This window comes from Geodermatophilus sp. SYSU D00766 (assembly GCF_054049915.1).
The window spans coordinates 20,736-46,459 of record NZ_JBJGYI010000007.1 but is presented as its reverse complement, the minus strand read 5'-3'; the positions used below and the strand labels follow the sequence as shown (position 1 = coordinate 46,459).

At 76.1% G+C, this 25,724-nt stretch carries 22 protein-coding genes; 11 read left to right on the top strand and 11 right to left on the bottom strand.

The window, feature by feature from the left end; translation table 11 throughout:
• Window positions 1-31: 31 nt before the first annotated feature.
• Window positions 32-943 carry a TIGR01777 family oxidoreductase gene (locus tag ACI8AD_RS08235; RefSeq protein ID WP_456870045.1) on the top strand — a complete coding sequence of 304 codons (912 nt, stop codon included), beginning with the start codon at window positions 32-34 and terminating at the stop codon, window positions 941-943.
• A gap of 3 nt (window positions 944-946) precedes the next feature.
• Here ACI8AD_RS08235 and ACI8AD_RS08230 read toward each other — a convergent pair whose 3' ends face one another.
• Window positions 947-2,629, bottom strand: a complete 1,683-nt coding sequence (locus tag ACI8AD_RS08230) for a serine/threonine-protein kinase (RefSeq protein WP_456870044.1) — start codon at window positions 2,627-2,629, stop codon at window positions 947-949.
• 118 nt (window positions 2,630-2,747) lie between these two features.
• Here ACI8AD_RS08230 and ACI8AD_RS08225 point away from each other — a divergent pair, with 118 nt between their 5' ends.
• From ACI8AD_RS08225 to lipB, 3 genes are read left to right on the top strand one after another with little or no spacing between them, the layout of a single operon-like run.
• Window positions 2,748-3,995 (top strand): NAD(P)/FAD-dependent oxidoreductase, encoded by a 1,248-nt coding sequence (locus ACI8AD_RS08225; protein WP_456870043.1) that lies wholly within the window; start codon window positions 2,748-2,750, stop codon window positions 3,993-3,995.
• Window positions 3,995-4,729 (top strand): Type 1 glutamine amidotransferase-like domain-containing protein, encoded by a 735-nt coding sequence (locus ACI8AD_RS08220; RefSeq protein ID WP_456870042.1) that lies wholly within the window; start codon window positions 3,995-3,997, stop codon window positions 4,727-4,729. Before ACI8AD_RS08225 ends, ACI8AD_RS08220 begins: the two co-directional genes overlap by 1 nt.
• A gap of 22 nt (window positions 4,730-4,751) precedes the next feature.
• Window positions 4,752-5,393 (top strand): lipoyl(octanoyl) transferase LipB, encoded by a 642-nt coding sequence (gene lipB, locus ACI8AD_RS08215; protein ID WP_456870041.1) that lies wholly within the window; start codon window positions 4,752-4,754, stop codon window positions 5,391-5,393.
• A 64-nt stretch (window positions 5,394-5,457) separates the two neighbouring features.
• Here the strand turns inward: lipB and leuS are convergent, their stop codons facing one another.
• Complete coding sequence (gene leuS / locus ACI8AD_RS08210) at window positions 5,458-8,358, bottom strand: leucine--tRNA ligase (RefSeq protein WP_456870040.1); 2,901 nt, start codon at window positions 8,356-8,358, stop codon at window positions 5,458-5,460.
• A 214-nt stretch (window positions 8,359-8,572) separates the two neighbouring features.
• Here leuS and ACI8AD_RS08205 point away from each other — a divergent pair, with 214 nt between their 5' ends.
• The 4 genes from ACI8AD_RS08205 (at window position 8,573) to ACI8AD_RS08190 (ending at window position 14,056) form a co-directional block, all read left to right on the top strand.
• Window positions 8,573-10,849 (top strand): putative bifunctional diguanylate cyclase/phosphodiesterase, encoded by a 2,277-nt coding sequence (locus tag ACI8AD_RS08205; RefSeq protein ID WP_456870039.1) that lies wholly within the window; start codon window positions 8,573-8,575, stop codon window positions 10,847-10,849.
• Between the two features lie 99 nt (window positions 10,850-10,948).
• Window positions 10,949-12,088 carry a hypothetical protein gene (locus ACI8AD_RS08200; protein ID WP_456870038.1) on the top strand — a complete coding sequence of 380 codons (1,140 nt, stop codon included), beginning with the start codon at window positions 10,949-10,951 and terminating at the stop codon, window positions 12,086-12,088.
• Window positions 12,089-12,172: 84 nt separating this feature from the next.
• Window positions 12,173-13,144, top strand: a complete 972-nt coding sequence (gene lipA, locus ACI8AD_RS08195) for a lipoyl synthase (RefSeq protein WP_456870037.1) — start codon at window positions 12,173-12,175, stop codon at window positions 13,142-13,144.
• A gap of 51 nt (window positions 13,145-13,195) precedes the next feature.
• A complete protein-coding gene (locus tag ACI8AD_RS08190; protein WP_456870036.1) occupies window positions 13,196-14,056 on the top strand; it encodes a DUF4191 domain-containing protein in 861 nt (286 codons plus the stop codon).
• 86 nt (window positions 14,057-14,142) lie between these two features.
• Here the strand turns inward: ACI8AD_RS08190 and ACI8AD_RS08185 are convergent, their stop codons facing one another.
• On the bottom strand, window positions 14,143-14,640 hold the full coding sequence (locus tag ACI8AD_RS08185) for a GNAT family N-acetyltransferase (protein ID WP_456870035.1): 498 nt from the start codon (window positions 14,638-14,640) through the stop codon (window positions 14,143-14,145).
• A gap of 10 nt (window positions 14,641-14,650) precedes the next feature.
• Window positions 14,651-15,061, bottom strand: coding sequence for an RDD family protein (locus ACI8AD_RS08180; RefSeq protein ID WP_456870034.1), 411 nt, complete (start codon window positions 15,059-15,061; stop codon window positions 14,651-14,653).
• A gap of 169 nt (window positions 15,062-15,230) precedes the next feature.
• On the opposite strand from ACI8AD_RS08180, the gene glnA reads away from it, so the two are divergent.
• Window positions 15,231-16,667: a type I glutamate--ammonia ligase gene (gene glnA, locus ACI8AD_RS08175; protein ID WP_456870033.1), complete on the top strand. Its 1,437-nt coding sequence runs from the start codon at window positions 15,231-15,233 to the stop codon at window positions 16,665-16,667.
• A gap of 129 nt (window positions 16,668-16,796) precedes the next feature.
• On the opposite strand, the gene ACI8AD_RS08170 is transcribed toward glnA, so the two are convergent.
• Entirely contained in the window at window positions 16,797-19,718 is a 2,922-nt protein-coding gene (locus ACI8AD_RS08170; protein ID WP_456870032.1) for an AfsR/SARP family transcriptional regulator, read from the bottom strand.
• A gap of 159 nt (window positions 19,719-19,877) precedes the next feature.
• On the opposite strand from ACI8AD_RS08170, the gene ACI8AD_RS08165 reads away from it, so the two are divergent.
• Window positions 19,878-20,696 carry an alpha/beta fold hydrolase gene (locus ACI8AD_RS08165; protein ID WP_456870031.1) on the top strand — a complete coding sequence of 273 codons (819 nt, stop codon included), beginning with the start codon at window positions 19,878-19,880 and terminating at the stop codon, window positions 20,694-20,696.
• Between the two features lie 96 nt (window positions 20,697-20,792).
• On the top strand, window positions 20,793-21,227 hold the full coding sequence (locus ACI8AD_RS08160; RefSeq protein WP_456870030.1) for an ester cyclase: 435 nt from the start codon (window positions 20,793-20,795) through the stop codon (window positions 21,225-21,227).
• Between the two features lie 97 nt (window positions 21,228-21,324).
• On the opposite strand, the gene ACI8AD_RS08155 is transcribed toward ACI8AD_RS08160, so the two are convergent.
• The 6 genes from ACI8AD_RS08155 to ACI8AD_RS08130 form a co-directional block, all read right to left on the bottom strand.
• Window positions 21,325-22,677, bottom strand: a complete 1,353-nt coding sequence (locus ACI8AD_RS08155; RefSeq protein WP_456870029.1) for a dicarboxylate/amino acid:cation symporter — start codon at window positions 22,675-22,677, stop codon at window positions 21,325-21,327.
• Window positions 22,678-22,901: 224 nt separating this feature from the next.
• Window positions 22,902-23,270: a hypothetical protein gene (locus ACI8AD_RS08150; RefSeq protein ID WP_456870028.1), complete on the bottom strand. Its 369-nt coding sequence runs from the start codon at window positions 23,268-23,270 to the stop codon at window positions 22,902-22,904.
• A gap of 308 nt (window positions 23,271-23,578) precedes the next feature.
• Window positions 23,579-24,127, bottom strand: a complete 549-nt coding sequence (locus ACI8AD_RS08145; RefSeq protein ID WP_456870027.1) for a DUF1353 domain-containing protein — start codon at window positions 24,125-24,127, stop codon at window positions 23,579-23,581.
• Window positions 24,128-24,165: 38 nt separating this feature from the next.
• The gene (locus tag ACI8AD_RS08140) at window positions 24,166-24,303 is read right to left on the bottom strand and encodes a hypothetical protein (protein WP_456870026.1); all 138 of its coding nucleotides are present in this window, start codon (window positions 24,301-24,303) and stop codon (window positions 24,166-24,168) included.
• Window positions 24,300-24,707 (bottom strand): hypothetical protein, encoded by a 408-nt coding sequence (locus ACI8AD_RS08135; RefSeq protein WP_456870025.1) that lies wholly within the window; start codon window positions 24,705-24,707, stop codon window positions 24,300-24,302. Before ACI8AD_RS08135 ends, ACI8AD_RS08140 begins: the two co-directional genes overlap by 4 nt.
• 113 nt (window positions 24,708-24,820) lie before the next feature.
• Window positions 24,821-25,666, bottom strand: a complete 846-nt coding sequence (locus tag ACI8AD_RS08130) for an SDR family NAD(P)-dependent oxidoreductase (RefSeq protein ID WP_456870024.1) — start codon at window positions 25,664-25,666, stop codon at window positions 24,821-24,823.
• Between the last annotated feature and the right edge of the window lie 58 nt (window positions 25,667-25,724).

Here is a 25,724-nt window from a genome sequence, read left to right as displayed (position 1 = left end):
CCACATCCGTGCCCGGGGGACGAGGAGGGTCATGAAGATCGCGGTCACCGGGGCCTCGGGCCTCATCGGGCAGGCGCTGGTCCCGGCGCTGCGCACCGACGGGCACGAGGTCATCCGCCTCGTGCGCCGGACCCCGCGCACCGCCGACGAGCACCGCTGGGACCCCCAGCACCGGCGGATCGACCCGGTGCTCCTGCAGGACGTCGACGCCGTGGTGAACCTCGCCGGCACGCCCATCCGGCCCCGCCCGTTCACGGCGGGCTACAAGCGCGACCTGGTGGCCAGCCGGATCGACAGCACGACCACGGTGAGCGAGGCGCTGGCCGCGGCGGCGGCCGCCGACCCCTCCCGGCCGCGGGTGCTGCTGTCGGCCTCGGCGGTCGGCTACTACGGCGACACCGGTGACCGCGTCGTCGAGGAGGACGCCGGCCCCGGGGAGGACTTCCTCGCCCGGCTGTGCGTGCAGTGGGAGCAGGCCACCCGCCCCGCCGCCGACGCCGGCGTCCGCGTGGCCACCCTGCGCACGGGCCTGGTGATCGGTCGCGACGCCGTGCTCGTGCGGATCCTCGGCACGGTGTTCCGCCTCGGCCTCGGTGGCCGGATGGGGTCGGGACGGCAGTACTGGCCGTGGATCGGCCTGGCCGACGAGGTCGGCGCCATCCGGTTCCTGCTGACGGCCGGCGAGGTCAGCGGGCCGGTGAACCTGACCGGCCCCGCGCCGGTGCCCAACAGCGAGTTCGTCCGCGACCTCGCCGCCGCCGTCTCCCGTCCCGCCGTGCTGCCCGTGCCGGCGGTGGCCCTGCGCCTCGTGCTCGGGGAGTTCGGGCGCTCCAGCGTCCTGGCCGGCCAGCGCGCGGTGCCCGCCCGGCTGCAGGAGGCCGGCTACCGGTTCACCCACGCCACCCTCCCGTCGGCACTGCGCGAGGCCCTCGGCCGCGGCTGACCGTCACGACAGCCGGCCGGCCGAGCCGATCCGCCACCCGTCCGGGCCGGGCACCAGCACCATCTCCACCCGTGCCGGCGCCCGGCCGGCCTCGGTGCGCAGCACCGGGCCGTCCGGGACCGCGGCCGAGACGACGGCGCACTCCGGCCAGCTGTCGAGCAGCTGCACCTGCACGGTCCCGTCGGCGCCGGCCACCCCGGTGACGGCCACCTGCGCGACGGTGGGACGGAACCCGCGCAGCACCTCCCCCGCCGCGCCCAGCGCCGCCAGGTACGCCCGGTCGGCGGCGAGCAGCGGGCTGTCGGCGGTGTAGACCTCCGCCAGCAGCGCCGCGTCCCCCGTGCCGAACGCCTCGGCGCGCCGCTCGTAGAGGGCGGTGAGCACCGCCGTCCAGTCCGTCTCCTCCACGGTCGGCGCGGGGGACGGGACGGGCAGGGACGGGACCGGCGAGGACGGGGTCGAGGCCGGCGGCGAGGAGGCCGGCCGGGCGGCCGCGCGCTCCGGAGACGTCGACGGGGTGGCGGAGACCGTCGACTCCCCGGCCACGGCGACCGGTGCGGCACCGGGCCCGGACCGCGACCACGCGAGGCCGCCCCAGACCGCCACGACGACCAGGGCCGCCGTCCCCACCCCGGCCCCGAGGCGGCGCACGGCCGACCGGCCCGGCCACCGGAGCCCCCGGCCCGCCGGCCGGACCTCGCGCGGCGCCGGCCTGCGGTGGCGGCCGGGCACCTGGTGGGTCAACTCCGTGCGCGGTCCCCGGCCGGTGCGGGCGAGGTCGGCGTCGGGGGTGCCGGCCCGGGGCAGCCGCACGGGCTCGGGACGGCAGGCGTGCCGCAGGTCCAGGGCGAACGCCGCGGCCGACCCGCGGGCGTGGGGGTCCTCCGACAGCCCCCGGGACACCACCTCCAGCAGCGCCGGCGGCGCGTCCGGCGCCAGTGCGGCGAGGTCGGGCAGCTCACCGCTCGCCGCGACCCGGAGGGTGTCCGCCGGCGTCGCCGCGTTCCAGGGAGCGACACCGGTGAGCGCGTGGAAGGCCGCCGCGGCCACCCCGAAGACGTCGGACGCGGGACCGGGGGCACCGCCGCGCGCCACCGCGGGGTCGACGTAGGCCGGCGTCACCTCACCGGCCGCCTCCTCCCCCAGGACGCGGGCCACACCGAGGTCGGTGAGGACCGGGCGGCCCTCGGCGGTGAACACGACGTTGCCCGGCGACAGGTCGCCGTGGACGACCCCCTCCTCGTGCGCCCGGGCCAGCGCCGCCGCGACCGGTGCGAGCGCGGTGACGACCTCTCCCGGACGCAGCCGGCCGCGTCGTGCCAGCAGCGCGGCGAGGCTGCCGCCCTCGAGCAGGTCGAGGACCAGCGCCACCCGGGGTGGGCCGCCGCGCCGGGGCTGGTGCACCACCTCGCGCAGCCGGACCAGGTGCGGGTGGTCCAGCGCGCCGAGCAGCGCGGCCTCGCGCGCCTGCCGCTCGGCGTCCCCGGCGAGGAGCACCTTGACCGCCACCGGAGGGCCGCCGCCGCGGGGGTGGGCGCGCCACACCTCGCCGGACCCGCCCCGTCCCAGCAGCCGGTCGAGCCGGTAGCCGGGCACCACCGGCGGGGCCGGGGACCCGGGTCCGGCGTCGGGGTCGGGGTCGGGGTCGGGACGCTCGGCGTCGTCGGCATCGCGCAGCGGGGACACGGCCGGGACGGTAGGACGCCCGGCCACCGGCCCGCTCCGGCTGTCCACAGGCGCCGGCTGCGTCCACAGCCACCGGCCCGGACAGGTGCGCGGGCCGCGCTGCACCTAGGTTCGGGCCATGCCACCACCTCCCCGCGCCGAGGTCGTCGTCGTCGGCGCCGGGCTGGCCGGGCTGTCCGTGGCCACCCGGCTGGTCGCGGCCGGCTGCGACGTCCACGTGCTCGAGGCCGCGGGTCACGTCGGCGGGCGGCTGGCCACCGACCGGGTCGACGGCTTCGTCGTCGACCGCGGCTTCCAGGTCTTCAACACCGGCTACCCCCGCGCCGCCGACCTCGACCTGGACGCGCTCGACCTGGGCTTCTTCGCGCCCGGCGCGGTCGTCCGGGCCGGCGGGCGGGCACACCGGGTGGTCGACCCGCGGCGGGTGCCCACGGCGCTGCCGGACACGCTGCGCGCTCCGGTCGGGTCGCTGCGCGAGAAGGCCGCCATCGCCGCCTTCTCCGCCCGGGCGGGCTACTGGCCGGTCCCCCGCCTGCTCGCCGCGCGGGAGACCACGGCCGCCGAGCACCTGCGGCAGGCCGGGGTGGGGGCGGTGGCCCTGGAGCGGTTCTTCGGCCCGTTCCTCGCCGGGGTGCTGCTCGAGGACCGGCTGGAGACGTCGAGCCGCTACCTGGACCTGCTGTGGCGCAGCTTCGCGCGCGGCGCGACCGGCCTGCCGGCCCGGGGCATCCAGGCCATCGGCGAGCAGCTGGCCGGCCGGGTCGGCGCCGAGCGGGTGCACATCGGCGTCGGCGTCACCGCGGTGAGCGGCACGGAGGTCACCACCGCGGCCGGGCCCGTGCGCGCCGACGCCGTCGTGGTGGCCACCGACCCCGGCACCGCGACCCGGCTCGTCCCGGCCGTCGAAGCCGCCGCGCCACGGCAGGTGACCACCCACTACCACGTGCTGCCGGCCTCGCCCTGGACCGAGCCGCTCATCGTCCTCGGCACACCGGGCGGGCGACTGGTCAACAGCGTGGTGCTCACCGACGCCCAGCCGGGCTACTCCCCCGACGGGCGGGCGCTGCTGGCCAGCAACTCGCTCCCGCCGACCCGCGAGGCCGATGTCCGCGACGAGGTCGCCCGGCTGCACGACGTGGCCCCGGCCGACCTCGAGCACCTGACCACGGTCACCGTGACCGGCGCCCAGCCGGCCGCGCTGCCCCCGCTGCGGCACCGCCGCCCGGTCGACCTCGGCGGCGGCCTGTACGTGTGCGGGGACCACCGCGACACCCCGTCCATCCAGGGCGCCATGGCCAGCGGCCGGCGCACCGCCGCGGCCGTCCTCCGCGCGCTGCGGCCCGCCCTCGCGACCGGAGCCGCCTGATGCCCGCCGACGCCCCCACCGTCCTGGCCACCAGCATCGGCTTCGACTCCCGCCGGCGCGGCCCCTACGACTGGGCGCCGGGCCCGGTGTTCGACCTCGCCGTCGAGCTCGCCGGCGCGCCGGAGCACCCGCGGCTGTGCTACCTCGGCACCGCCACCGGCGACGACCCCGCGCGGCTGGCCGCCGTCTACGGCGCCTTCGCCGGCAGCGCCGTCCGGATGAGCCACCTGAGCCTGTTCCCCATGCCCACGGTCGGCGACGTGCGGGCGCACCTGCTGGCCCAGGACGTCGTGTGGGTCGGCGGCGGCAGCGTGGCCAACCTGCTGGCGGTGTGGCGGGTGCACGGCCTCGACGAGGTGCTCGCGGAGTGCTGGCGCGCCGGTGTCGTGCTCGGCGGGGTGTCGGCCGGGTCGCTGTGCTGGCACGTCGGGGGCACGACCGACTCCTACGGCCCCGACCTGCGGCCGGTCACGAACGGGCTGGGGCTCATCCCGACGTCCAACGGCGTGCACTACGACTCCGAGGAGCAGCGCCGCCCGCTCTACCACCGGCTGGTGGCCGACGGGACGCTGCCCGGCGGGCACGCTACCGACGACGGCGTGGGCCTGGTGTACCGGAGCACCGACCTGGTGGAGGCCGTTGCCGACCGGCCGGGCGCGGCCGCCTACCGGGTCGAGCGCGGACCCGACGGCACGGCCGTGGAGACCCGACTCGAGCCGCGCAGGCTCCGCTGAGCGCGGGCTTAGGCTGGGGAGCGTGACCGAGTTGCACGTCGTCCGGGCCGGCACCGTCCCCTACGAGGAGGCCTGGGCGCGGCAGCGCGAGATCCACGCCGCGCGGGTCGCCGGCGAGGGTCCCGACACGCTGCTGCTCCTGGAGCACCCGTCGGTCTACACCGCCGGCCGCCGTACCGAGCCCCACGAGCGCCCGTTCGACGGCACGCCGGTGATCGACGTCGACCGTGGCGGCAAGATCACCTGGCACGGGCCGGGCCAGCTGGTCGGCTACCCGATCGTCGCGCTGCCCGACCCGGTCGACGTCGTGGCGCACGTGCGGCGGCTGGAGGCGGCGCTCATCGAGGTCTGTGCCGGGCTGGGGCTCGCCACCGAGCGGGTCGAGGGCCGCAGCGGCGTGTGGGTGCGCGCCGACGACCGCGGCCCCGACCGCAAGATCGCCGCGATCGGGGTCCGGGTGGCCCGCGGCGTGACCATGCACGGGTTCGCGCTCAACTGCGACCCCGACATGTCGGCATTCGCCAACATGATCCCGTGCGGCATCGCCGACGCCGGGGTCACCTCGCTGAGCGCCGAGCTCGGCCGCGACGTCCCCGTCGCCGAGGTGGTCGACGCCGTCGAGGCCGCGGTGCGCCGCGTCCTCACCCTCGCACCCGCCGTCTGACCCGCGGCCCCGTCCCGAGGCGAGCCTGCGAGCCCGCGAGCGCTGAGGGGGACGGGGTCCGTCGTCAGCCGACGACGAAGTTGACCAGCCGCCCCGGGACCGCCACCACCCGCCGCACGGTCTTCCCGGTCAGCTGCGCGGCCACCCGCTCGTCGGCCCGCGCCGCCTCCTCCAGCACCGCGGCGTCGGCGTCGGCCGGCACGGTCACCTGCGCCCGCACCTTCCCGTTGACCTGGACGGCGACCTGCACGGTGTCCTCGGCCAGCCACCGCTCGTCGGCCACCGGGAACGGCGCCCACGCCACCGAGTCGGGATGGCCCAGCCGCGCCCACAGCTCCTCGGCCAGGTGCGGTGCCAGCGGCGCGACCAGCAGCACCAGCGGCTCGGCGACCGCCCGCGGCACCGGCGCGTCCGCCCCGTAGGCGGCGGTCAGCGCGTTGGTCAGCTCGGCGATCCGGGCGATGGCCACGTTGAACCGCAGCGTCACCATGCCGTCGCGCACCCCGGCGATCGCCCGGTGCAGCGCGCGCAGCACGTCGTCGGACGGGGCCGAGTCGTCGGCGCGCACCGCGCCGGTCTCCTCGTCGACGACGACGCGCCAGATGCGCTGCAGCAGCCGCTGGGAGCCGACGACGGCCTTGGTGTCCCACGGCCGCGACTGCTCCAGCGGGCCGGTCGACATCTCGTACACCCGGAAGGTGTCGGCGCCGTAGGCCCCGATCATCTCGTCGGGCGTGACCATGTTCTTCAGGCTCTTGCCGATCTTGCCGTACTCGCGGGTGACCGGCTCGCCCTCGTAGAGGAAGCGCCCGTCCTCCTCGACCACGTCGGCGGCGGGCACGTAGAAGCCGCGGGCGTCGGTGTAGGCGTAGGCGGAGATGTAGCCCTGGTTGACCAGCCGCCGGAACGGCTCCTCGCTGGAGACGTAGCCCAGGTCGTGCAGCACCTTGTGCCAGAAGCGCGCGTACAGCAGGTGCAGCACCGCGTGCTCCATCCCGCCCACGTACAGGTCGACACCGCCGACGTCGCCCGGGGACTGCGCGCCCAGCCAGTAGCGCTCCAGCTCGGGGTCGACCATCTGCGTGTCGTCGCCCGGGTCCAGGTAGCGCAGGTAGTACCAGCACGAGCCCGCCCAGTTCGGCATCGTGTTCGTCTCGCGGCGGTAGGTCCGCAGGCCGTCGCCCAGGTCCAGCTCGACCGTCGTCCACTCGGTCACCCGCGACAGCGGCGGCTCGGGGACGGAGTCGGCGTCGTCGTCGGGGAAGGTCTTCGGCGAGTAGTCGTCGACCTCCGGCAGCAGCACCGGCAGCAGCGACTCGGGCACCGCCCGCGGCAGGCCGGCGTCCTCGCCGTCGACGGCGTAGACGATCGGGAACGGCTCGCCCCAGTAGCGCTGCCGGCTGAACAGCCAGTCGCGCAGCTTGTAGGTGGTGGTCGCCTCGCCGGCGCCGCGCCGGACCAGCCAGTCGGTGATCGTGGCGATGGCGGTGGCCTTGTCCAGCCCGTCCAGCGAGACCTCCTCGTTGGAGGAGTTGATCATCGCGCCGCTACCGGTGAACGCGCCGCCCTCGAAGCCCTCCGGCGGCTGCACGGTGCGCACCACCGGCAGACCGAACGCCTCCGCGAACTCCCAGTCGCGGGTGTCCTCGCCGGGCACCGCCATGATCGCGCCGGTGCCGTAGCCGGTCAGCACGTAGTCGGCGATGAAGACCGGCAGCTCGCGGCCGTCGACCGGGTTGACGGCGGTGACGCCCAGCCACACGCCGGTCTTCTCCCGGCTCTCGTTCTGCCGGTCCAGCTCAGACCGGCGCGAGGCCTGCCGCTGGTAGGCCTCGACGGCCTCGCGCGGGGTCGCCGCGCCGCCGGTCCAGCGCGGGTCGGTGCCGTCGGGCCACGCCTCGGCGGTCAGCTCCCCGACCAGCGGGTGCTCGGGTGCCAGCACCATGTAGGTGGCGCCGAACAGCGTGTCGGGGCGGGTGGTGAACACCTCGATGGTGCGGTCGCCGGCGGCGAAGCGGATGCGCGCACCGGTGGAGCGGCCGATCCAGTTGCGCTGCACCTGCTTGACCGAGTCCGACCAGTCCAGCCGGTTCAGGTCGGCCAGCAGCCGCTCGGCGTAGGCGGTGATCCGCATCATCCACTGGGTCAGCGGGCGCCGGAACACCGGGAAGTTGCCGCGCTCGGAGCGGCCGTCGGCGGTGACCTCCTCGTTGGACAGCACCGTACCCAGCCCGGGGCACCAGTTGACCGGCGCCTCGTGGCGGTAGGCCAGCCGGTGGGCGTCGACCACCTGCCGCTTCTCGACGGCCGACAGCTCCGCCCACGGCCGCCCCGAGGGGTTGGTCCCCGGCGCCGGCTCGCGCGTGCCGGCGTCCAGCTCGGCCACCAGCTCCTCGACGGGGCGGGCCTTCCCGGCCTGCTCGTCGAACCAGGACCCGAAGATCTTCAGGAAGATCCACTGGGTCCACCGGTAGTAGCCCGGGTCGATCGTGGCGAAGGTGCGGCGCTCGTCGTGGTCGAAGCCCAGCCGCCGCAGCTGCGCGCGGATCGCCGCGATGTTGGCCTCGGTGGTGACCCGCGGGTGCTGCCCGGTCTGGACGGCGTACTGCTCGGCGGGCAGGCCGAAGGCGTCGTAGCCCATCGGGTGCAGCACGTTGTCGCCGTCCATGCGGCGGAACCGGCTGGTGACGTCGGTGCCCAGGTAGCCCAGCGGGTGCCCGACGTGCAGGCCGGCACCGGAGGGGTAGGGGAACATGTCCATCACGAAGGACTTGGGCCGCCCGGCGACCCGCTCGAAGCCCGCCGAGAGCCGGCCCACGGGGTTGGGCGTGTGGAAGGTGCCCTCCCGCTCCCACCGGTCCTGCCACGCCAGCTCGATGCGCTGGGCCAGCGCGGGCGTGTAGCGGTGCGGCGGCACGCCGTCCTCGGCAGGCTCGGTCGTGGTCTGGCTCGCCGTCTGGCTCATCGAGGTGCTCCCGGGGTCATCCGTCGGCGGACACGAAAAAACCCCTCACACAGGAGGGGTCGCCGTGCTGACTGCGCGATCAGGTCAGCACGGCCGGAGAAGCAGGCGCCCGCCGGTCACCCCTCCAGCCTAGCGCGCGGCGCCGTCTCACCCGGAGGGGTCGACCGGGGCCGCCGGGGTGCACCCGGGGGCGCTGCCCGCCGATGCAGTACCCGTGCGCGCCGCGACGGTGTCCCCCCGGTCCCCGGGAGCCGGCCCCCGCGACCACCTGCTGGTGGTCGCGGTCCTCGGCGTGGCCGCGTTCACCACCGGCATCGGGCCGCGGCCCGGCGGGGTGGTGTGGGACGTCCTCTACGACGTCGTCGTCTACCACGTGCCGTGGCTGGCCGCGGGCGCCGCGTGCTGGCTGACCGCCCGCACCGCGCCGCGCGAGGCCCTGGCCTGGCGGGCGCTGGCGACCACGCTCGTCGTCGGCGCGCTCGGCAACGTCGTGCGGATCCTGCAGACCGGGCAGGCCGGCACCACGCCGTCGCTGCTCGGCGACTCATCCGTCGCCGTCGCCTACGGCAGCCTCTACGTGGCGCTGTTCGTCTTCATCCGCGCCCGCGTGTCCCGCTTCCTGACCAGCATGTGGCTCGACGGCGTCGTCGTCGCCCTGGGGACGACGGCGGTCGGCATCGGCTTCGTGCTCGGCCCCTTCCTCGGCGCCGACGGCGACATCTCGCTGCTGCAGCTGGCCTGGCCGGCGGCCGACGTCCTGCTGCTGGCCCTGGTCGCGGGCGTGTGCGCCATCCTCGGCGTGCACGTCGACCGCACGCTGCTGCTGGCCGCCGGGGCCGTGGCGTTCTTCGCCGTGGCTGACGCCGCCCTGTTCGCGCTCAGCGTCGCCGGCCGCTACACCGACGGCGGACCGCTGGAGCTGATCTGGCTGGCCGGCGTCCTGTGCGCCGCGGTCGCCGCGCAGCGCACCACCGGCGACCCGGCGCCGCGCGACGACGACGGCGGGGTGCGGATCACCTGGCGGCTGGTGGCCCTCCCGCTGGCCGGCACGCTGGCCGCGCTCGCCGTCCTGGCGGCCGGCTACGGCGACGACCTGCCCGGCAGCGCCGGGTGGCTGGCCGTGGGCTGCGTGCTCGCCGCACTGGCCCGCACCGCGGTCACCTTCCGCGAGGTCCGCTCGTTCGCGGCGGTCCGGCAGGAGGCCCGCACCGACGAGCTGACCGGCCTGCCCAACCGGCGCGCCCTGCTTGAGGCGGCCCGCACCGTGCTCGCCGGGGCCACCACCGCCCGCCCGGCCGCGCTGCTGCTGCTCGACCTCGACGGGTTCAAGGAGGTCAACGACAGCCTCGGGCACGGCTCCGGGGACCAGCTGCTGCGCCAGGTCGGCCCGCGGCTGGCCCCGGCGCTGGCGCGCGGTGAGATCCTCGCCCGCCTCGGCGGCGACGAGTTCGCCGTCCTGCTGCCCGACGCCGGCCTGTCCACCGCCGCCGAGCGCGCCCGCACCGTCCACGACCTGCTGCGCCGGCCGTTCACCGTCGACGGCATCCGGCTGCACGTCGGGGTGAGCATCGGCGTCTCCACCGCGCCGGTGCCCGCCGACGACGTCCAGGAGCTGCTGCGCTGCGCCGACGTCGCCATGTACGCGGCCAAGACCGAGCGGACCGGCGTGCACGTCTACGTGCCCGACCCCACCAGCGGCTCCGGCGAGCGGCTGCGCACGATGGAGGAGCTGCGCACCGCGCTCGTGGCCGGGGAGCTCGACGTCCACCTGCAGCCGCAGGTCGCCATGGCCGACGGCCGCGTGGTCGGCGTCGAGGCGCTGCTGCGCTGGCACCACCCGGACCGCGGGCTGCTGGGGCCGGCCGTGGTCCTGCCCGCCGCCGAGCAGGCCGGCCTGCTGCGCCCGCTCACCGACGCCGTCCTCGAGCGGTCGCTCGACGCGGTGTCGCGCTGGTGGGCCGAGCACCGCGTCCCGGTGTCGGTGAACCTGTCGGCCGCGAACGTGGCCGACCTCGACCTGCCGGGGAAGGTCGCCGCGCAGCTGGCCCACCGCGGGCTGCCCGCCGCGGCGCTCACCCTCGAGCTGGTCGAGGACACCCTGATGGCCGACCCCGAGCGCGGCCGCACCGTGCTCGCCGAGCTGCGGCGCCTGGGCGTGCGCACCTCCATCGACGACTACGGCACCGGTTACAGCTCGCTGGCCTACCTGCGCCGGCTGCCGGCCGACGAGCTCAAGCTCGACCGCAGCCTCACCGCCGACGTCGCCGAGGACGAGCGCGCCGCGGCGATCGTGCGGCACACCGTGGCGCTGGCCCACGACCTCGGCCTGAGCCTGGTGGCCGAGGGCGTGGAGGACGCGGTCACCGCCGCCCGGCTGGCCGCACTGGGGTGCGACGTCGCCCAGGGCTACGCCGTCGCCCGGCCCATGCCGGTCGGGGACCTGCTGCGCTGGCTGGCCGCCGAGCGGCAGCCGCTGGTCCGCACCGCATGACGGCGCCGCGGCCGAGGCGCCCGGGCGCGCCACCCCGGGATGTGCCGATCCGGCCGAGCGGGCAGGATGGCCGGAGTCGATCAACCGGAGGTGCATCCCGTGTTCCGCTCATCGTCCCGCGACCAGGTCGTCGGGACCGAGACCCACGGCCAGGTCATCGGGGCCGAGCTCCAAGAGAGCCTGACCCACCTGGGAGCCGCCGTCGCCGAGGCCCGCCTGGCCGCCGCGGAGCACCTGTGGCCACGCGTCGACGCCGCCCTCGAGGTGGCCGGCCCGGTCCTGGACGCCGCCCGGGTCGCGGTCGCCCCGAAGGTCGCCGCGGCCGCAGCCGCCGCCGCGCCCGCCGTCACCTCGGCACGCGAGGCCCTCGCCCCGCGGGTGGGCGCCGCCCGCGACGCCGCCGGCCCGGCGCTGGACGTCGCCCGCGAGCGGGTCGACGCCGCCGTCGCGGCGCTCACCCCGCGGGTCGTGGCCGCCCGGGACACCGCCGGTCCCGCGGTCACCGCCGCGCTGGCCGCCGCCGGCACCGCCGCGGCCCGGACCGCCGCCGACCTCGGGCCGCGGCTGGAGGCCGTGCAGGCGGCGACGCGCACGGCGCTGGCCGCCGAGGTCGCGCCCCGGGTGGCGGCCGCCCGCGACACCGTCGTCCCCGTGCTCGGGACCGCCCGCGAGAGCGTCGTCGCCGGGGTGGGCACCGCGCTCGGCGAGCTCGAGCACCGCCGCGCCGAGCTGGTGTCCGGCGTCGGCCGGGCCGGCCGCGACACGACCCGCAAGGCGGCCACGGGCAAGGCGAAGGCCAAGGCCAAGGGGAAGGCGAAGGCCAAGCGGAAGGCGGCTCGGGCGAAGGCCCGGGGCGGGGCGTCGGAGAGCCGGCGCTGGCCGTGGGTGCTGCTGGCGCTCGCGCTGGGTATGGGCACGTTCGCGGTCCTGCGCCGCAAGAAGGACGACCCGTGGACGCCGGCCCCCGCCGGTGACGGGCCCGTGCCCAGCTACCGAGAGGACCCCGTGCCCAGTTCCCCGAGTAACGACCAGTCCGGCAAGACCGTCTCCGATGCGATGTTCGTCGCCGGCGACTCCGCGCCCGCCGAGTCCGACATGGGCATCCGCGACGCCCAGAACGTGGCCGGCGACGACGACGCCGGCGCCACCGACCCGACGCAGACCGCTCCCGAGCCGTTCACCAGCGGCGGCAACGCCCAGGAGGGTCCGACCGCGGGCCCCGCGGCCGGCCAGGCCTGAGCCCCACCGGGACGTCCCCGCACCGCCCCCGCTGCCTCCCGCAGGCAGCGGGGGCGGTGCGCGTCCGGGGGTACCGTGCAGGTCATGAGCGAGACGGCGGCCCCCACCCCCTCCCCCGCGAAGGTCGAGCCAGCCGGTCGCAAGCTGCTGCGCCTGGAGGTGCGCAACAGCCAGGTCCCGATCGAGCGCAAGCCCGACTGGATCAAGACCCGCCTGCGGACGGGCCCGGAGTACACCGAGCTCAAGTCGCTGGTCCGCCGCGAGGGCCTGCACACCGTGTGCGAGGAGGCCGGCTGCCCCAACATCTTCGAGTGCTGGGAGGACCGGGAGGCGACCTTCCTCATCGGCGGTGACCAGTGCACCCGCCGGTGCGACTTCTGCCAGATCGACACCGGCAAGCCCGCCGACTTCGACGCCGACGAGCCCCGCCGCGTGGCCGAGAGCGTCGCCGCGATGCAGCTGCGCTACGCCACGGTCACCGGCGTCGCCCGCGACGACCTGCCCGACGGCGGCGCCTGGCTCTACGCCGAGACGGTGCGCCAGATCCACACCGCCGTCCCTGGCTGCGGCGTCGAGCTGCTCATCCCCGACTTCAACGCCGACCCCGACCAGCTGGCCGAGGTGTTCTCCTCCCGGCCGGAGGTGCTGGCCCACAACGTCGAGACCGTGCCGCGGATCTTCAAGCGGATCCGGCCCGGCTTCCGCTTCGAGCGGTCGCTGGCGGTCATCACGGCGGCCCGCGAGGCCGGCCTGGTCACCAAGTCCAACCTCATCCTCGGCATGGGCGAGGAGCCGCACGAGGTGGTCGAGACCATGCAGGCCCTGCACGAGGCCGGCTGCGACCTGCTGACCATCACCCAGTACCTGCGCCCCTCGCCGCGGCACCACCCCGTCGTCCGCTGGGTCAAGCCCGACGAGTTCGTCGGCTTCCAGCAGCGGGCCGAGGAGATCGGCTTCCCCGGGGTGCTGGCCGGGCCGCTGGTGCGCAGCTCCTACCGGGCCGGGCGGCTGTACCAGCAGGCGATCGAGGCACGCGGTCTCGCTCCTCGGGGCTGATCGGCCCGCCGCCTGACCGGGGGGACGCCCGCGCGCCCGTATCCTGGGGACATGGCACGCAGCAAGCCCACCGACTCCTCCGCGCCCCCCGGCCGCGGCAAGGCCGCGACCGGCCCCGGCACCGCAGGGCGCGGCCGGTCGGGCGGGGGTGCCACCGCAGCCGGGGCGACCGCCGCGGGCGGGAAGGGCCGGGCCCCGAAGCTCGGCAAGGACGGCCAGCCGAAGGTCGGCCGGCTGAAGCGGGTCGGCAACCAGGTCCGCATGATCAAGCAGGCCTACTCGCTGACCCGGAAGAACGACCCACGGCTGCCGTGGCTGATGCTCATCGCCTTCGTGGCGGTGGCCGGCGTCGTCGAGCTGCTCGCCGTGCTGTTCGGCGCGCCGTTCCTGATGCTGCCGCTGGCGATCGTCCTCGGTGTGCTCGCCGCCATGATCGTCTTCGGCCGGCGGGCGCAGGGGTCGGCCTACCGTCAGGTCGAGGGCCAGCCCGGCGCCGCGGCGTGGGTGCTCGAGGGCATGCGCGGCGACTGGCGGGTCACCGCCGGCGTCGCGGGCACCGCCCAGCTCGACGCCGTCCACCGGGTCCTCGGCCGGCCCGGGATCGTGCTCGTCGGTGAGGGCTCCCCCGCCCGGGTCCGCGGCCTGATCGCGCAGGAGAAGAAGAAGATCGCCCGGGTCGTCGGCGACACCCCGATCTACGACCTCGTGGTGGGCGACGAGGAGGGCCAGGTCCCGCTGCGCAAGCTCAGCACCCACGTGATGAAGCTGCCGCGCAACCTCTCCGCCGCCGAGGTCAACACCCTCGGCCGGCGCATGGCCGCCCTGGGCGGCCCGAAGATGCCCGTTCCCGGTGGCCCGATGCCGGGCGGGCGGCAGATGTCGGTCAGCCAGCGGCAGGTCCGCCGCCGCTGACGCGAGCCTCGGCATAGGAAGCGATACGCACGTCCAGGGCGCCTGGACGTGCGTATCGCTTCCTATGCCCGGGAGTCCGCGGGGTCTCAGAGCCGGTCGAAGGGCGCGGCGTAGCGGAAGGTGCCGCGCGGGGCGTCGTCGGCCAGCGCCCGCGCCTGGAAGTGCACGCCCCAGGCGGGGTCGGGGGACGCGATCCCCAGGTCGGCGGCGGGCAGGAAGCCGAACCGCCGGTAGTAGTCCGGGTCCCCGAGCAGGACGGCCAGCCGCTCGCCGGCCGCCTCGGCCACGGCGAGCAGCGCGTGCACCAGCACGGTGCCCACTCCCCCGCGCTGCCGGTCGGGCCGCACGCCGACCGGTCCGATGCCCAGCGCGGGCGCGCCGGCCGGCTCCACCCGGCCGCGGGTGGCGATGACGTGCCCGACCACCTCCCCGCCGTCGACGGCGACCAGCGACAGGTGCGGCAGGACGCCCGCGTCGCGCCGCAGCTCCCCGACCAGCCGGGCCTCGACGTCGGTGGGGAACGCCGCCCGGTGCACGGCGTCGACGGCGACGGCGTCGGCAGGCCGCTCGCGGCGGACGATCACCGGCGGCCCCTCAGCGGTCGCGGACGACGGCGGTGTCGGTGACGCGGTCGTGCAGACCGCGGCCGTCGGCGTCGACGACGAGGGCGGGCACCAGCAGCATGAGCAGCCCGGTGCGCACCACCGCCCGCCACAGCGCCAGGCGGGCCGCCGGCCGCGGGTGGGCCAGCCGCAGCCCGAGCAGGCGCATGCCCGGCGTCTGCCCCACCGCCACGAGGAACACCACGTAGACGACGGCGAAGGACAGCAGGCTCCAATTGCCCGGCAGGTCGGGCGCGGTGAACAGCCCGGCGACGACGGCGGAGAGGACCGCGTCGACGAGGAAGGCCAGGACCCGCGTGCCGAACGGCGCGAGTGACCCCGGACCGTCGCCGGGCAGGCCCAGGGAGGCGCCCCGCCTGCGCTCCTGAGAGGGTGGCTGCACGTCCCCGACCATGCGCCAAGCGTAGAACCCGCTCGTGACGAGCCCGTGCGACGAACGGCCCGTGCGACACGCCGGGGCCGTTGTTACCGCCCCGAAACAGTCGGGACACCCCCGGGCAACCGCCCGGCCATAGCGTTCCAGCGGCTGTCCGCCCACTCCCGGAGGATCGATGTTCACCAGTCCCGACGAGGTCGCCGCCTACATCCGCGACAACGACGTCGAGTTCGTCGACGTCCGCTTCTGCGACCTGCCCGGCGTCATGCAGCACTTCACCATCCCGGCGTCGGCGTTCGGTGAGGACACCTTCTCCGACGGTCTGGGCTTCGACGGGTCCTCGATCCGCGGCTTCCAGGCCATCAACGAGTCGGACATGCTGCTGCTGCCCGACGCCAACAGCGCCTTCGTCGACCCGTTCCGCAAGAGCCGGACGCTCAACGTCAACTTCTTCATCCACGACCCGATCACGCGGGAGGCCTACAGCCGCGACCCGCGGAACGTGGCGAAGAAGGCCGAGGCGTACCTGGCCAGCAGCGGCATCGCCGACACCGCCTACTTCGGACCGGAGGCGGAGTTCTACATCTTCGACTCGATCCGCCACAGCACCGGGATCAACGAGGGCTACTACCACATCGACTCGGTCGAGGGGTCCTGGAACTCCGGCTCCCCCACCGGCGAGAACGGCGTCGGCCCCAACCTCGGCTACAAGACCCGCGCCAAGGGCGGCTACTTCCCGGTCGAGCCCTACGACCACTACAGCGACCTGCGCGCGGACATGATGCGCAACCTGGCCGGCGTGGGGCTCGAGCTCGAGCGTGGGCACCACGAGGTGGGCACCGCCGGGCAGGCCGAGATCAACTACAAGTTCGACACGCTGCTGCGGGCCGCCGACAGCCTCATGCTGTTCAAGTACGTCATCAAGAGCACCGCCTGGCAGGCCGGCAAGACCGTCACCTTCATGCCCAAGCCGCTGTTCGGTGACAACGGCTCGGGCATGCACTGCCACCAGAGCCTCTGGAAGGACGGCGAGCCGCTCTTCCACGCCGAGACCGGCTACGCGGGGCTGTCCGACACCGCCCGCCACTACATCGGCGGCCTGCTGGCCCACGCCCCGTCGCTGCTGGCCTTCACCAACCCCACGGTGAACAGCTACCACCGGCTGGTGCCCGGCTACGAGGCGCCGATCAACCTCGTCTACTCCGCGCGCAACCGCTCGGCCTGCTGCCGCATCCCGATCTCGGGCGACAACCCCAAGGCCAAGCGCATCGAGTTCCGGGTGCCCGACCCGTCGGCCAACCCCTACCTCGCCTTCTCGGCGATGCTCATGGCCGGCCTCGACGGCATCAAGAACAAGATCGAGCCGCCGGCGCCGGTGGACAAGGACCTCTACGAGCTGCCGCCCGAGGAGGCCCTGGGCATCGAGAAGGTCCCGGCCTCGCTGGACGCCGTCCTCGACCGGCTCGAGGTCGACCACGAGTACCTCGTCGACGGCGGGGTGTTCACCCCCGACCTGATCGAGACGTGGATCGAGTACAAGCGGGAGAACGAGATCGACCCGATCCGCCTGCGCCCGCACCCGCACGAGTTCGCCATGTACTACGACATCTGATCCCGCCCGTCCGCGCAGGGGCCGGTGACCCGCTCGGGTCACCGGCCCCTGCGCGTGCCCGCGGGCGCTCCCGGTGCCTGCCGCGGCGGGCCCGGCGTCGGTGGAGGGCGCCGCCGTGCGACCGGCGGATCAGGGCGCGGGCGGCGTCGCCGCGCCGATGAGCCGCCGGGCGCACCGCCCGGCCTCCTCGTACGACATCCGGCCGCCCTCGGCCAGCCTGGCGTCGGCGGCGGCGTCACCCATCCGGGCACGCAGGGTGGCCACCGCCTCGTCGAAGCGCCGCTGCTCCCGCACGAACGCCGGGTGTTGGTCGCGGTGCGCGCGCACGGCCCCCGCCAGCAGGGCGGCGTCCCGGTCGCGGCCGTGGGCGGTCAGGACCACGGCGAGGGTGAGCAGCACCCACCACGCCGAGGCCTCGTTGCCCAGGTCCTCCCAGTGGTCGAGCAGCCGGCCGAGCTCGGCCACCACGACGGAGGGCGGCTGCTCGTCACCGAGCACCGTGGCGGCGGAGCTGCGCGCCAGCCCGAGGAGCAGGCGGTTGTCGGCACGCGCCGCGTGCTCGGCGGCCGTGGTGTAGTCCGCCAGCGCCGCCGCCGGGTCGGCGCGCACCGTGGCCTCGCCCCGCACGTAGTGCCACCACGCGAGCCCGGAGGGGTTCCCACTGCGCCGCACCGGCTCGGACAGCTCCTCCACCCGTGCGGCGGCCTCCGCCTCGCCGCCGTCGTAGCTCAGGACCTGGCACACCGACAGGTCGCACAGGGCACCGGGGAGGTCCTCGCCCGCCGCCCGGTAGAGGTCCGCGGCCCGGCGGTAGCGGGCGACCCCCTCCTCGGTGTGCCCCGCGAACATGGCCAGCGCGGCCCGCTGGTCCATGGCGCGCGCCGCCGCGGGTGCGTCGGGACCGCCGGCCGCCGCGACGCCCCGGCCGGTCAGCTCCTCGGCCTCGGCCAGCCAGCCGGCCGCCCACGCGCCGGCCGCAGCGGTCGCCAGGGCGTCGGCCAGCCGCGGGTGCGGCTGGTCCCACCGGCCCACCTCGAGCCCCCAGGCGAGCAGGTCCGGCCGCTGCCGGAAGTACGCGTAGTCGTGCACGTCGGCGGCCAGCTCGACGGCGAGCGCCCGGTCGTGCGCGGCGGCCCAGGACCAGGCGGCGTGCAGGTCGGGGACGAGCTCCCGGAGGGCGGCGGCCGCCTCCGGCTCCCGCGGGCTCCACAGCGCCCCGGTGAGCGAGGCCAGGCGCCGCGCCGTGTCGGCGGCGTGCCGGGCGCGCACCGCGGCTCGCTCGCCGTCCCCGAGGTGTTCGGCGGCGTAGGTCCGCAGCGTCTGCAGCAGCCAGAACCGGCCCTCCCGGGCCTGCACCAGGGACTGCTCGCACAGCCGCGCCAGCAGCGGCGCGACCGAGGAGCCGGGCAGCGCCCCGTCCGCGCAGACCGACTCGGCGCGCTCGGTGGTGAACGCCGAGGGGAAGACGGCCAGCCGGTCGAACAGGCACGCCTCGTCGGCCGAGAGAAGCCGGTAGGACCAGTCGACGACCGCGCGCACCGAGCGGTGGCGGGCGGCGGCCGTCCGGCGCCCGCCGGCCAGCAGGTCCAGTCCCCGTTCCAGGTGGGCCGCGAACTCGCGCAGCCCGAAGGTGGGCGCGCGGGCCGCGCCGATCTCGATGGCCAGCGGCAGGCCGTCGAGCCGGCGGCAGGTGGCGGCGATGACCTCGACGTCGTCGTCGGAGACGGTGGCGACCTCCAGACCCGGCGCCCGGTCGAGGAACAGCCGGACGGCCGGGTTGTCCCGGCCGGCGCCGGCGGGCACGGGCAGCGGGGCGAGGACGTGCACGTGCTCGTGCGCCGCGTCCAGCCGCTCCCGGCTGGTCACCAGCAGGGTGAGTCCCGGCGCCGTGGCCACCAGCTGCTCGACGAGCGGGGCGAGGTCGGCCAGGACGGTCTCGGCGTTGTCCAGGCAGAGGACGCCGCGCAGGTCGGCGGTACCGGCGGCCAGGCCGCCGACCGGGTCCGGACCCATCGGCGGATCGACCCCCGTCACCTCCGCGAGCACGTCGGCGAGCACGTGCCCGGCGGTGGCCGAGAGGTCGCCCCACCAGACGGCGGTGCCCCCGGCGGCGAGGTCGTGGGCCGCCTCCAGGGCCAGCCTCGTCTTGCCGACACCTCCCGGGCCGACCAGCGTGACCAGCCGCTGCTCCGCCAGGCAGTCGGCGATCAGCGCGAGGTCCTCGCCGCGGCCGAGCAGTGGTCCGGGCCGCCAGGGCAGCGGCCGGGCAGGTGGTGCCGGGGGCACCGGCTCCCCGGGTGCCGCCCGCCGCGGCGGCGGGAGCACGTCGGAGAGCACCTGTCGCTGCAGGTCCTGCAGCGGCGCGGCCGGGTCCATGCCGAGCTCGTCGGCCAGCACCTCCCGGTGGCGGCGGTAGACCTCCAGCGCGTCGACCGCCCGGCCGTCGGCGGCCAGCGCCCGCACCAGCACCTCGACCGGCCGGGAGCGGAGCGGGGCCGCGGCCACCAGTTCCCGGGCGGCGGCCAGGGCGTCGGCGACCGCACCGGACTCGTACAGCAGCGCCGCGCGCTCCTCCGCGGCCGCGACGCGCAGCTCCTCCAGCCGCTGGGCCGGCGCCCGGGCGAAGGTCTCGGCGAACTCGCCGTAGGCGGGTCCGCGCCACAGCGCGAGGGCGCGGTCGAGCAGCGCGACGGCTGCGGCCGGGTCGGCGGCTGCCCGGGCGCGGGCCGCCCGGCACGTCCGCTCGAAGACCTCCGCGTCGACGGCGTCCGGAGCGACGGCCAACCGGTAGCCCGGCGGCCGGGTCTCGAGCGCGCCGCCCGCCGGACCCAGCTGGGCGCGCAGTCGGCGGACGACCTGGTGCAGGGCGTTGTCCGCCCGGGCCGGGGGGTCCTCGTCCCACAGCGCCTCGACGAGGACCCGGGCGGGGACCACCGCGCCCGGCCGCAGCAGCAGCGCCACCAGGCAGGCACGCAGCCGCTGCCCGGGGAGCGTGGTCCGCTCGGTCTCCCCGACGTCGATCTCGAGCGGACCCAGGACGCGGAACCTCATCGTCGGTCACCTCGACGGGGTCGGACCGGTGGAGTCTGACACGTCCGCCGTCGTCAGGGGGCTGCCGTGTCACCCCGGTGTCAGCGCCGTGACAGCGCGGCCGAGCAGGGTCGTCGCCGAGGCCGGATCCACCGGCCCGAGCACGGGAGGACCGCGGCGATGCCCTTCTTCACCGGTGTCCGGGGACGCATCCACCACCACGCCTGGCTGCCCGACGGCGACGTCCGGGGCGTCGTCGTCTTCTGCCACGGCGGGTTCGGTGAGCACCTGGGCCTGTACGACACCCTCGCCCGGCGGCTGACCGCCGACGGGATCGCCGTCCACGCGCTGGACGCCATCGGCCACGGCCGCAGCGACGGGCCGCGCGACCTCATGTCGTCCTGGGACGACTACGTCGACGACGCCCGCACGCTGGCGAACCTGGCCCAGGCACGGCACCCGGGGCGCCCCCTGGTGGTCATGGGGCACTCCGGTGGGGGCCTGGCCGCCCTCCTGCTCGCCCAGCGGTTCCCGCAGCTGGCGCGGGCGCTCGTCGTGTCCGCGCCGCCGGCCCGGCCGCTCCCCTGGGTCCAGGCCCTCGCCGCCGCCGGCAGCCAGGAGGTCGACTCCCCGGACCCGACGGAGGCGTTCAGCACCCACCCGCGCTACGTGCACGCCCTGCTGCACGACCCGCTGGTGTACCGCGGGGCCGTGCCCCGGGCGACCCTGGACGCGGTGGTGCGGACCTGGCCCGAGGTCGCGGCCTCGCTGGCCGAGGGCCGGCCGTCGATCCCGGTCCTCGTCCTGCACGGCGAGAGCGACCCGGTGGTCCCCGTCGAGGACTCCCGCGCGCTCGCCGCGCAGCTGCCCCGGGCGACCCTGCGCACGTTCCCCGGCGACCTGCACGACGTCCTCAACGAGCACGACCGCGACCGGGTGCACGACGTCGTCGCCGGGTTCGTCCTGGAGCAGACGCGGGTCCCCGCCGACCTCGCCTGAGCCCCTCGTCCGACCCCCTCGCCGGCCCGCCGGCCGGCACCCCCGTCCCGGACCGGCACCCGCAGCGCCGGGTGCCCCGTCGGAAGGAGATCCCCCGTGTCCGAGGCAGTGTTCCGCGCCCACATCGAGCAGATCTGGAACGGCAAGGACCCGAGCGGCATCCCGCGGTTCATCTCACCCGACTACCACGGCCACGACCCGGCGGAGCCCGAGGTCATCCGCGGCGTCGAGGGCTACGAGAGGCACTACGAGACGCTGACCACCGGCTTCCCGGACCTGCGGATCACCATCGAGCACGTCCTGGAGGTCGGCGAGCAGGTCTCGGTGCGGTGGTTCGTCCAGGCGACCCACGGAGGCGACTTCGGGGGCATCCCGCCCACCGGGAGGCGGGTGCACGTCGCCGGCATCAGCGTCGCCCGGATCGTCCGCCGCCAGCTGGTCGAGGAGCACGGGATCACCGACGTGCTCGGGTTGCTGAAGCAGCTCGGGGTCGTCCCGAAGACCGTCGAGGTCCCCTCCGTGCTCGTCTGACCGGACGCGGGTGGCTGCGGCCGCGGCGACCGGGCCGGACACGGCGACGGGCCGGTGACCTCGCGAGGAGGTCACCGGCCCGTCGGTGGGGCTGCGGTCAGGCGGCCGCGGGGGCGCGCAGGTCGGCGTCGACGCCGCCGGTCTGCTCGGGCAGCGGGCCGGCCGCGCGGCCGGAGCGGAACCGCTCGACGTCGAGGATGCCCTCGCGCTTGGCGACGATCGTGGGCACCAGCGCCTGGCCGGCCACGTTCACCGCGGTGCGGCCCATGTCCAGGATCGGGTCGATGGCCAGCAGCAGGCCGACGCCGGCCAGCGGCAGCCCGAGGGTGGACAGCGTCAGCGTCAGCATGACCACCGCGCCGGTGACCCCGGCGGTGGCGGCGGAGCCGACGACCGACACCAGCGCGATGAGCAGGTAGTCGGTGACCGACAGGTCCACGCCGAAGAACTGCGCCACGAAGATCGCCGCGAGCGCCGGGTAGATCGCCGCGCAGCCGTCCATCTTCGTCGTCGCCCCCAGCGGCACGGCGAAGGAGGCGTAGGACCGCGGCACGCCCAGGCTCTGCTCGGTGACCCGCTCGGTCACCGGCAGGGTGCCGATCGAGGACCGGGAGACGAAGGCCAGCTGGATCGCCGGCCAGGCGCCGGCGAACCACCGCAGCGGCGAGAGGCCGTGCAGGCGCAGCAGCACCGGGTAGACGACGAACAGCACCAGGGCCAGACCGGCGTAGACGGCGCCGGCGAAGACGCTCAGCGAGCCCAGCGACTCCCAGCCGTAGCTGGCCACGGCGTTGCCGATGAGGCCGACGGTGCCGATCGGGGCCAGCAGGATGACCCACCAGAGGATCTTCTGGACGATCGCCAGCGCGGAGCGGACCAGGCGCAGGAACGGCTCGGCCGGCTCGCCGACCTTGAGGACGGCGACACCGACGGCCACCGCGATGACGATCAGCTGCAGCACGTTGAACGACAGCCCGATCGAGCCGTCGTCGCCGGCGGAGGCCTGCAGGCCGAGGACGTTGCCGGGCACCAGGCCGGTGAGGAAGTCCCACCAGCCGCCGGTGGTGCCGGGGTCGGTGGCGCTGGCCGCGTCGACGGAGCTGTTGCGGCCGGGCTGGGTGAGCAGGCCCAGGCCGATGCCGATGGTGACGGCGATCAGCGCGGTGATCGCGAACCACAGCAGCGTCTGCCCGGCCAGCCGGGCGGCGTTGGACACCTGCTTGAGGTTGGCGATGCTGACGATGACCGCGGTGACGATCAGCGGCGGGACCAGCGCCTTCAGCAGCGTGACGAAGGTCCCGCCGACGGTCTGCAGGGTGCTGGTGAGCCAGTTGGGCGTGCCGTCGGCGACGGGGCCCATCTCGCGGGCCACGAGGCCCAGGGCGACGCCCACCACGAGGGCGAGGAGGACCTGCGCCGCGAACGGGACGCGGCGGAGACGTGCGAGCACGGACGTGCCTTCCGGGAGGGAGGAGGAGGGGGCTGACGACGCGGGGACGGCACCGGTCAGCCGGCGCTCGTCACCCGGCACAGGTCCACCTCACGGCAGCGCGTGAGACCCCAGACGTTCCGCACGAGGAGGTCAATGCCGCAGGCCCGGCGCCGCATCCCGGCTGTGGGCGGTCTCACGCCGGGTCAGCGCGGGGCGCGTGCCGCTCCGGCGCGGGTCCCGCGTCAGGCGGCGTCGTCCTCGGCGACCGCCCCGTCCCCGAGGCCGACCAGGACCTCGTTGGTCTGCAGGGTGACCAGCCAGGCCAGCGCGTGGTCCTCGACCGACTGGCCGGTGACGCGGGCGATGGCGTCGAGCTGGGCGGCGACCAGCCCGCGCGCGGCCTGGTAGACGTCGGCGGCGCCGACCTCCACCTGCTGCTCGGTCAGCCACAGCCGGCCGTCGGGCAGCACGCGGACCCGGGGCTGCGCGCCCACGCCGAGGTCGGCGGCGGCGCTGCTGACCACGGACATGCCGGCGCGCAGCTCGGTGAGCCGGTGGTCGGGCCGTGCCGGCTGGGGGGACGACGGCTGGGGGGACGACGGCACGGACATCGGGTGCCTCCTCGGACGGGCCCGCGGGCTGCGGGTCGTGTCCCCAGGGTCGGCAGTCCCGCCACCGGACCCGGGCACGCGTGGGGCGGGAGGGAGTGCACGGGACGGGCGGGACGAACCGTTGCACGCACGACGCGCGCGGGCGGCCCTTCCACCGCAGGCGGGCGCCGTGCAGCATGCCGCCCCGTGACCGCCCGCCCCGGCTGCACCCGACGCCGAGCCCGCCGACGGTCCCGGCGCACCCGCGGCTCGACCTGGGACGGCTGCGGCGGCAGCGACCCGGTCCCGCCACCGCGGGGCGGGTGAGGTCAGCCGGCCCGACGGCGGCTCCCCCGGGCGCGCGACCACGGCCGCACGCCCGCCCTGCCCGACACCAGCCGCTCGGCGGCGGCGTAGACCAGCAGGCCCGGGACGACCACCACCGACGGCAGCACCAGCGGCGCGGCCAGCAGCGAGACGGCGAGGACGCCGGGCGCCGTCGCCAGCCAGCCGCCGCGGCGCTGCGGGTCGGCCAGCGCCCCCCACCGGACGCCGGTCCACATCAGCCAGCGCAGCAGCACCGGGACGTCGGCCTCGCGCATCGCCCGGCGGAACAGCCCGTCGGCCTGCCGGGAGGTGACCGCGCCGGTGGCGATGCCGACGGTGCACAGCCAGTCGTGCAGCACCGCTGCCGGCGTGTACCGCCCGGCCTCGGGCACCAGCCACAGCACCGGCCGCGGCACGGTGGCCAGGTCGGTCTCGAAGCCGGCCGGGACGACGAACCGGTCCCGCCGGCCGCGGTAGGTCAGCGGCTCGACCAGCGTCCAGCCGCCGGCGCCGGTGGTGCGCAGCACGGCCGACGGCGGGTCGAAGGGCACCCCGCGATCCTGCCGCCGGCCGGCGCGCGCCGCTCGGGTCAGGACCGCGGCCGGGCGGCGCCCTCGACGCGGGTGCCGGGACGGCAGGCGGCCAGCGGCGTGGCGACGTCCTCCAGGGACTTGCCCTCCGCGTCCACGCCGAGGAAGGCGGCCACGACGCCACCGAGCACCATCACGCCGGCACCGATGAGGTAGCCGACGAACAGCGGCCCGGTGCTCTCCCCCTCGCCGATGAGCTTGCCGTAGAACCACGGGCCGAAGGCGCCGAAGAGCTGGGCGATGGCGAAGAAGACGGCGATCGCCTTGGCCGCACCTCGAGCGGGAAGATCTCGCTGACGGTGAGGTAGGCCGAGCTCGCCCCCGCCGAGGCGAAGAAGAAGATGATCGACCAGGCGATGGTCTGGGTGATCGCGTTGAGCACCCCGGCCTGGAACAGCACCGCGGTGATCGCCAGGAGCACCCCGGACAGGACGTAGGTGAACGCGATCATCCGGCGGCGGCCGACGGTGTCGAACAGGTGGCCGAGCGCGAACGGGCCGACCGGGTTGCCGACGGCGAAGGCGATGAAGAACAGCGGCACCGACCCGCTGTCGACGTCGAAGAAGGAGCACCTCCGGGTCGGGAACCGGACCGCCCTCTACCCCGTTGGTTGACGCCCCCAACCTCCGGTGTGCCCGACCGGGTGAGCGCCGGTCAGCGGGTCCGCCGCTCGACCATCCGCGCGGCGACCCGCCGGATCCGGTCGGTCTGCCGCGACAGCACGGCGTCGAGCAGCCGGTCGACCGGGAACACCTCCCCCAGCCGCGCCACGCCCATGGCCCGCGGGACGGCGACCGAGCGCGAGCGGGACGAGGTCAGGCAGCCGGCGACGCGGTCAGCCACCCGCCCGGGGGCGATGCCCGGGGTCAGCCGGCCGCGGGCGTCGTCGTCGGAGGCCGGCGCCGCCCCGTGCCCGCGGGCCATCCACTCGGTGGCCACCGGGCCGGGCATGACCGAGTGCACCCGGACCCCGCGGGCGGTGACCTCCCGCCGCAGCCCGGCGACGAACCCCTGCACGCCGGCCTTGGTGGCCGAGTAGACCGTCAGCGGCGGCACCTGCGACAGTCCGGCCACGGAGCTCACCACCAGCAGGTCCCCCCGCCCGCGCAGGGCCGCCGCGGCCAGGAGGTGCGGCAGCGCCAGCACGGTCAGGTCCACCACCCCGGTGAGGTTGGTGGCCACCATGCCCTCGACCGCCGCGCGCGGGGTGTCCTCCACCAGCGCGGCGTGGGCCAGCCCGGCGTTCAGGACGACCGCGTCGAGCCGGCCGTGCTCGGCCAGCACCTTCTGCACCAGCAGCTCCCGGTCGCCGGCGTCGGCCACGTCGGCGACCACGCCGGTGACGCCGGGCAGGCCGGTGCACGCCTCCTGCAGCCGGTCGCCGCCGCGGGCGCAGGTGACCACCCGGGCTCCCGCGCCGGCCAGCCGGGCGACGGTGGCCCGCCCGATGCCGGCGCTGCCGCCGGTGACGAGGACGACGCGGTCGCGCAGGTCAGCCATGTCCCGCCACTACCCCGTGTGACATCCCATCGTGCGCGGTGCATCGAAGTCGCGGCCG

Bases quoted from the DNA above. Each gene is read 5' to 3' on its own strand.
- ACI8AD_RS08150 (WP_456870028.1), bottom strand. From the start codon at position 23,270: ATGTCCGTGCCGTCGTCCCCCCAGCCGTCGTCCCCCCAGCCGGCACGG.
- ACI8AD_RS08190 (WP_456870036.1), top strand. From the start codon at position 13,196: ATGGCACGCAGCAAGCCCACCGACTCCTCCGCGCCCCCCGGCCGCGGC.
- ACI8AD_RS08165 (WP_456870031.1), top strand. From the start codon at position 19,878: ATGCCCTTCTTCACCGGTGTCCGGGGACGCATCCACCACCACGCCTGG.
- ACI8AD_RS08235 (WP_456870045.1), top strand. From the start codon at position 32: ATGAAGATCGCGGTCACCGGGGCCTCGGGCCTCATCGGGCAGGCGCTG.
- ACI8AD_RS08225 (WP_456870043.1), top strand. From the start codon at position 2,748: ATGCCACCACCTCCCCGCGCCGAGGTCGTCGTCGTCGGCGCCGGGCTG.
- leuS (WP_456870040.1), bottom strand. From the start codon at position 8,358: ATGAGCCAGACGGCGAGCCAGACCACGACCGAGCCTGCCGAGGACGGC.
- glnA (WP_456870033.1), top strand. From the start codon at position 15,231: ATGTTCACCAGTCCCGACGAGGTCGCCGCCTACATCCGCGACAACGAC.
- ACI8AD_RS08130 (WP_456870024.1), bottom strand. From the start codon at position 25,666: ATGGCTGACCTGCGCGACCGCGTCGTCCTCGTCACCGGCGGCAGCGCC.
- lipA (WP_456870037.1), top strand. From the start codon at position 12,173: ATGAGCGAGACGGCGGCCCCCACCCCCTCCCCCGCGAAGGTCGAGCCA.
- ACI8AD_RS08220 (WP_456870042.1), top strand. From the start codon at position 3,995: ATGCCCGCCGACGCCCCCACCGTCCTGGCCACCAGCATCGGCTTCGAC.
- ACI8AD_RS08170 (WP_456870032.1), bottom strand. From the start codon at position 19,718: ATGAGGTTCCGCGTCCTGGGTCCGCTCGAGATCGACGTCGGGGAGACC.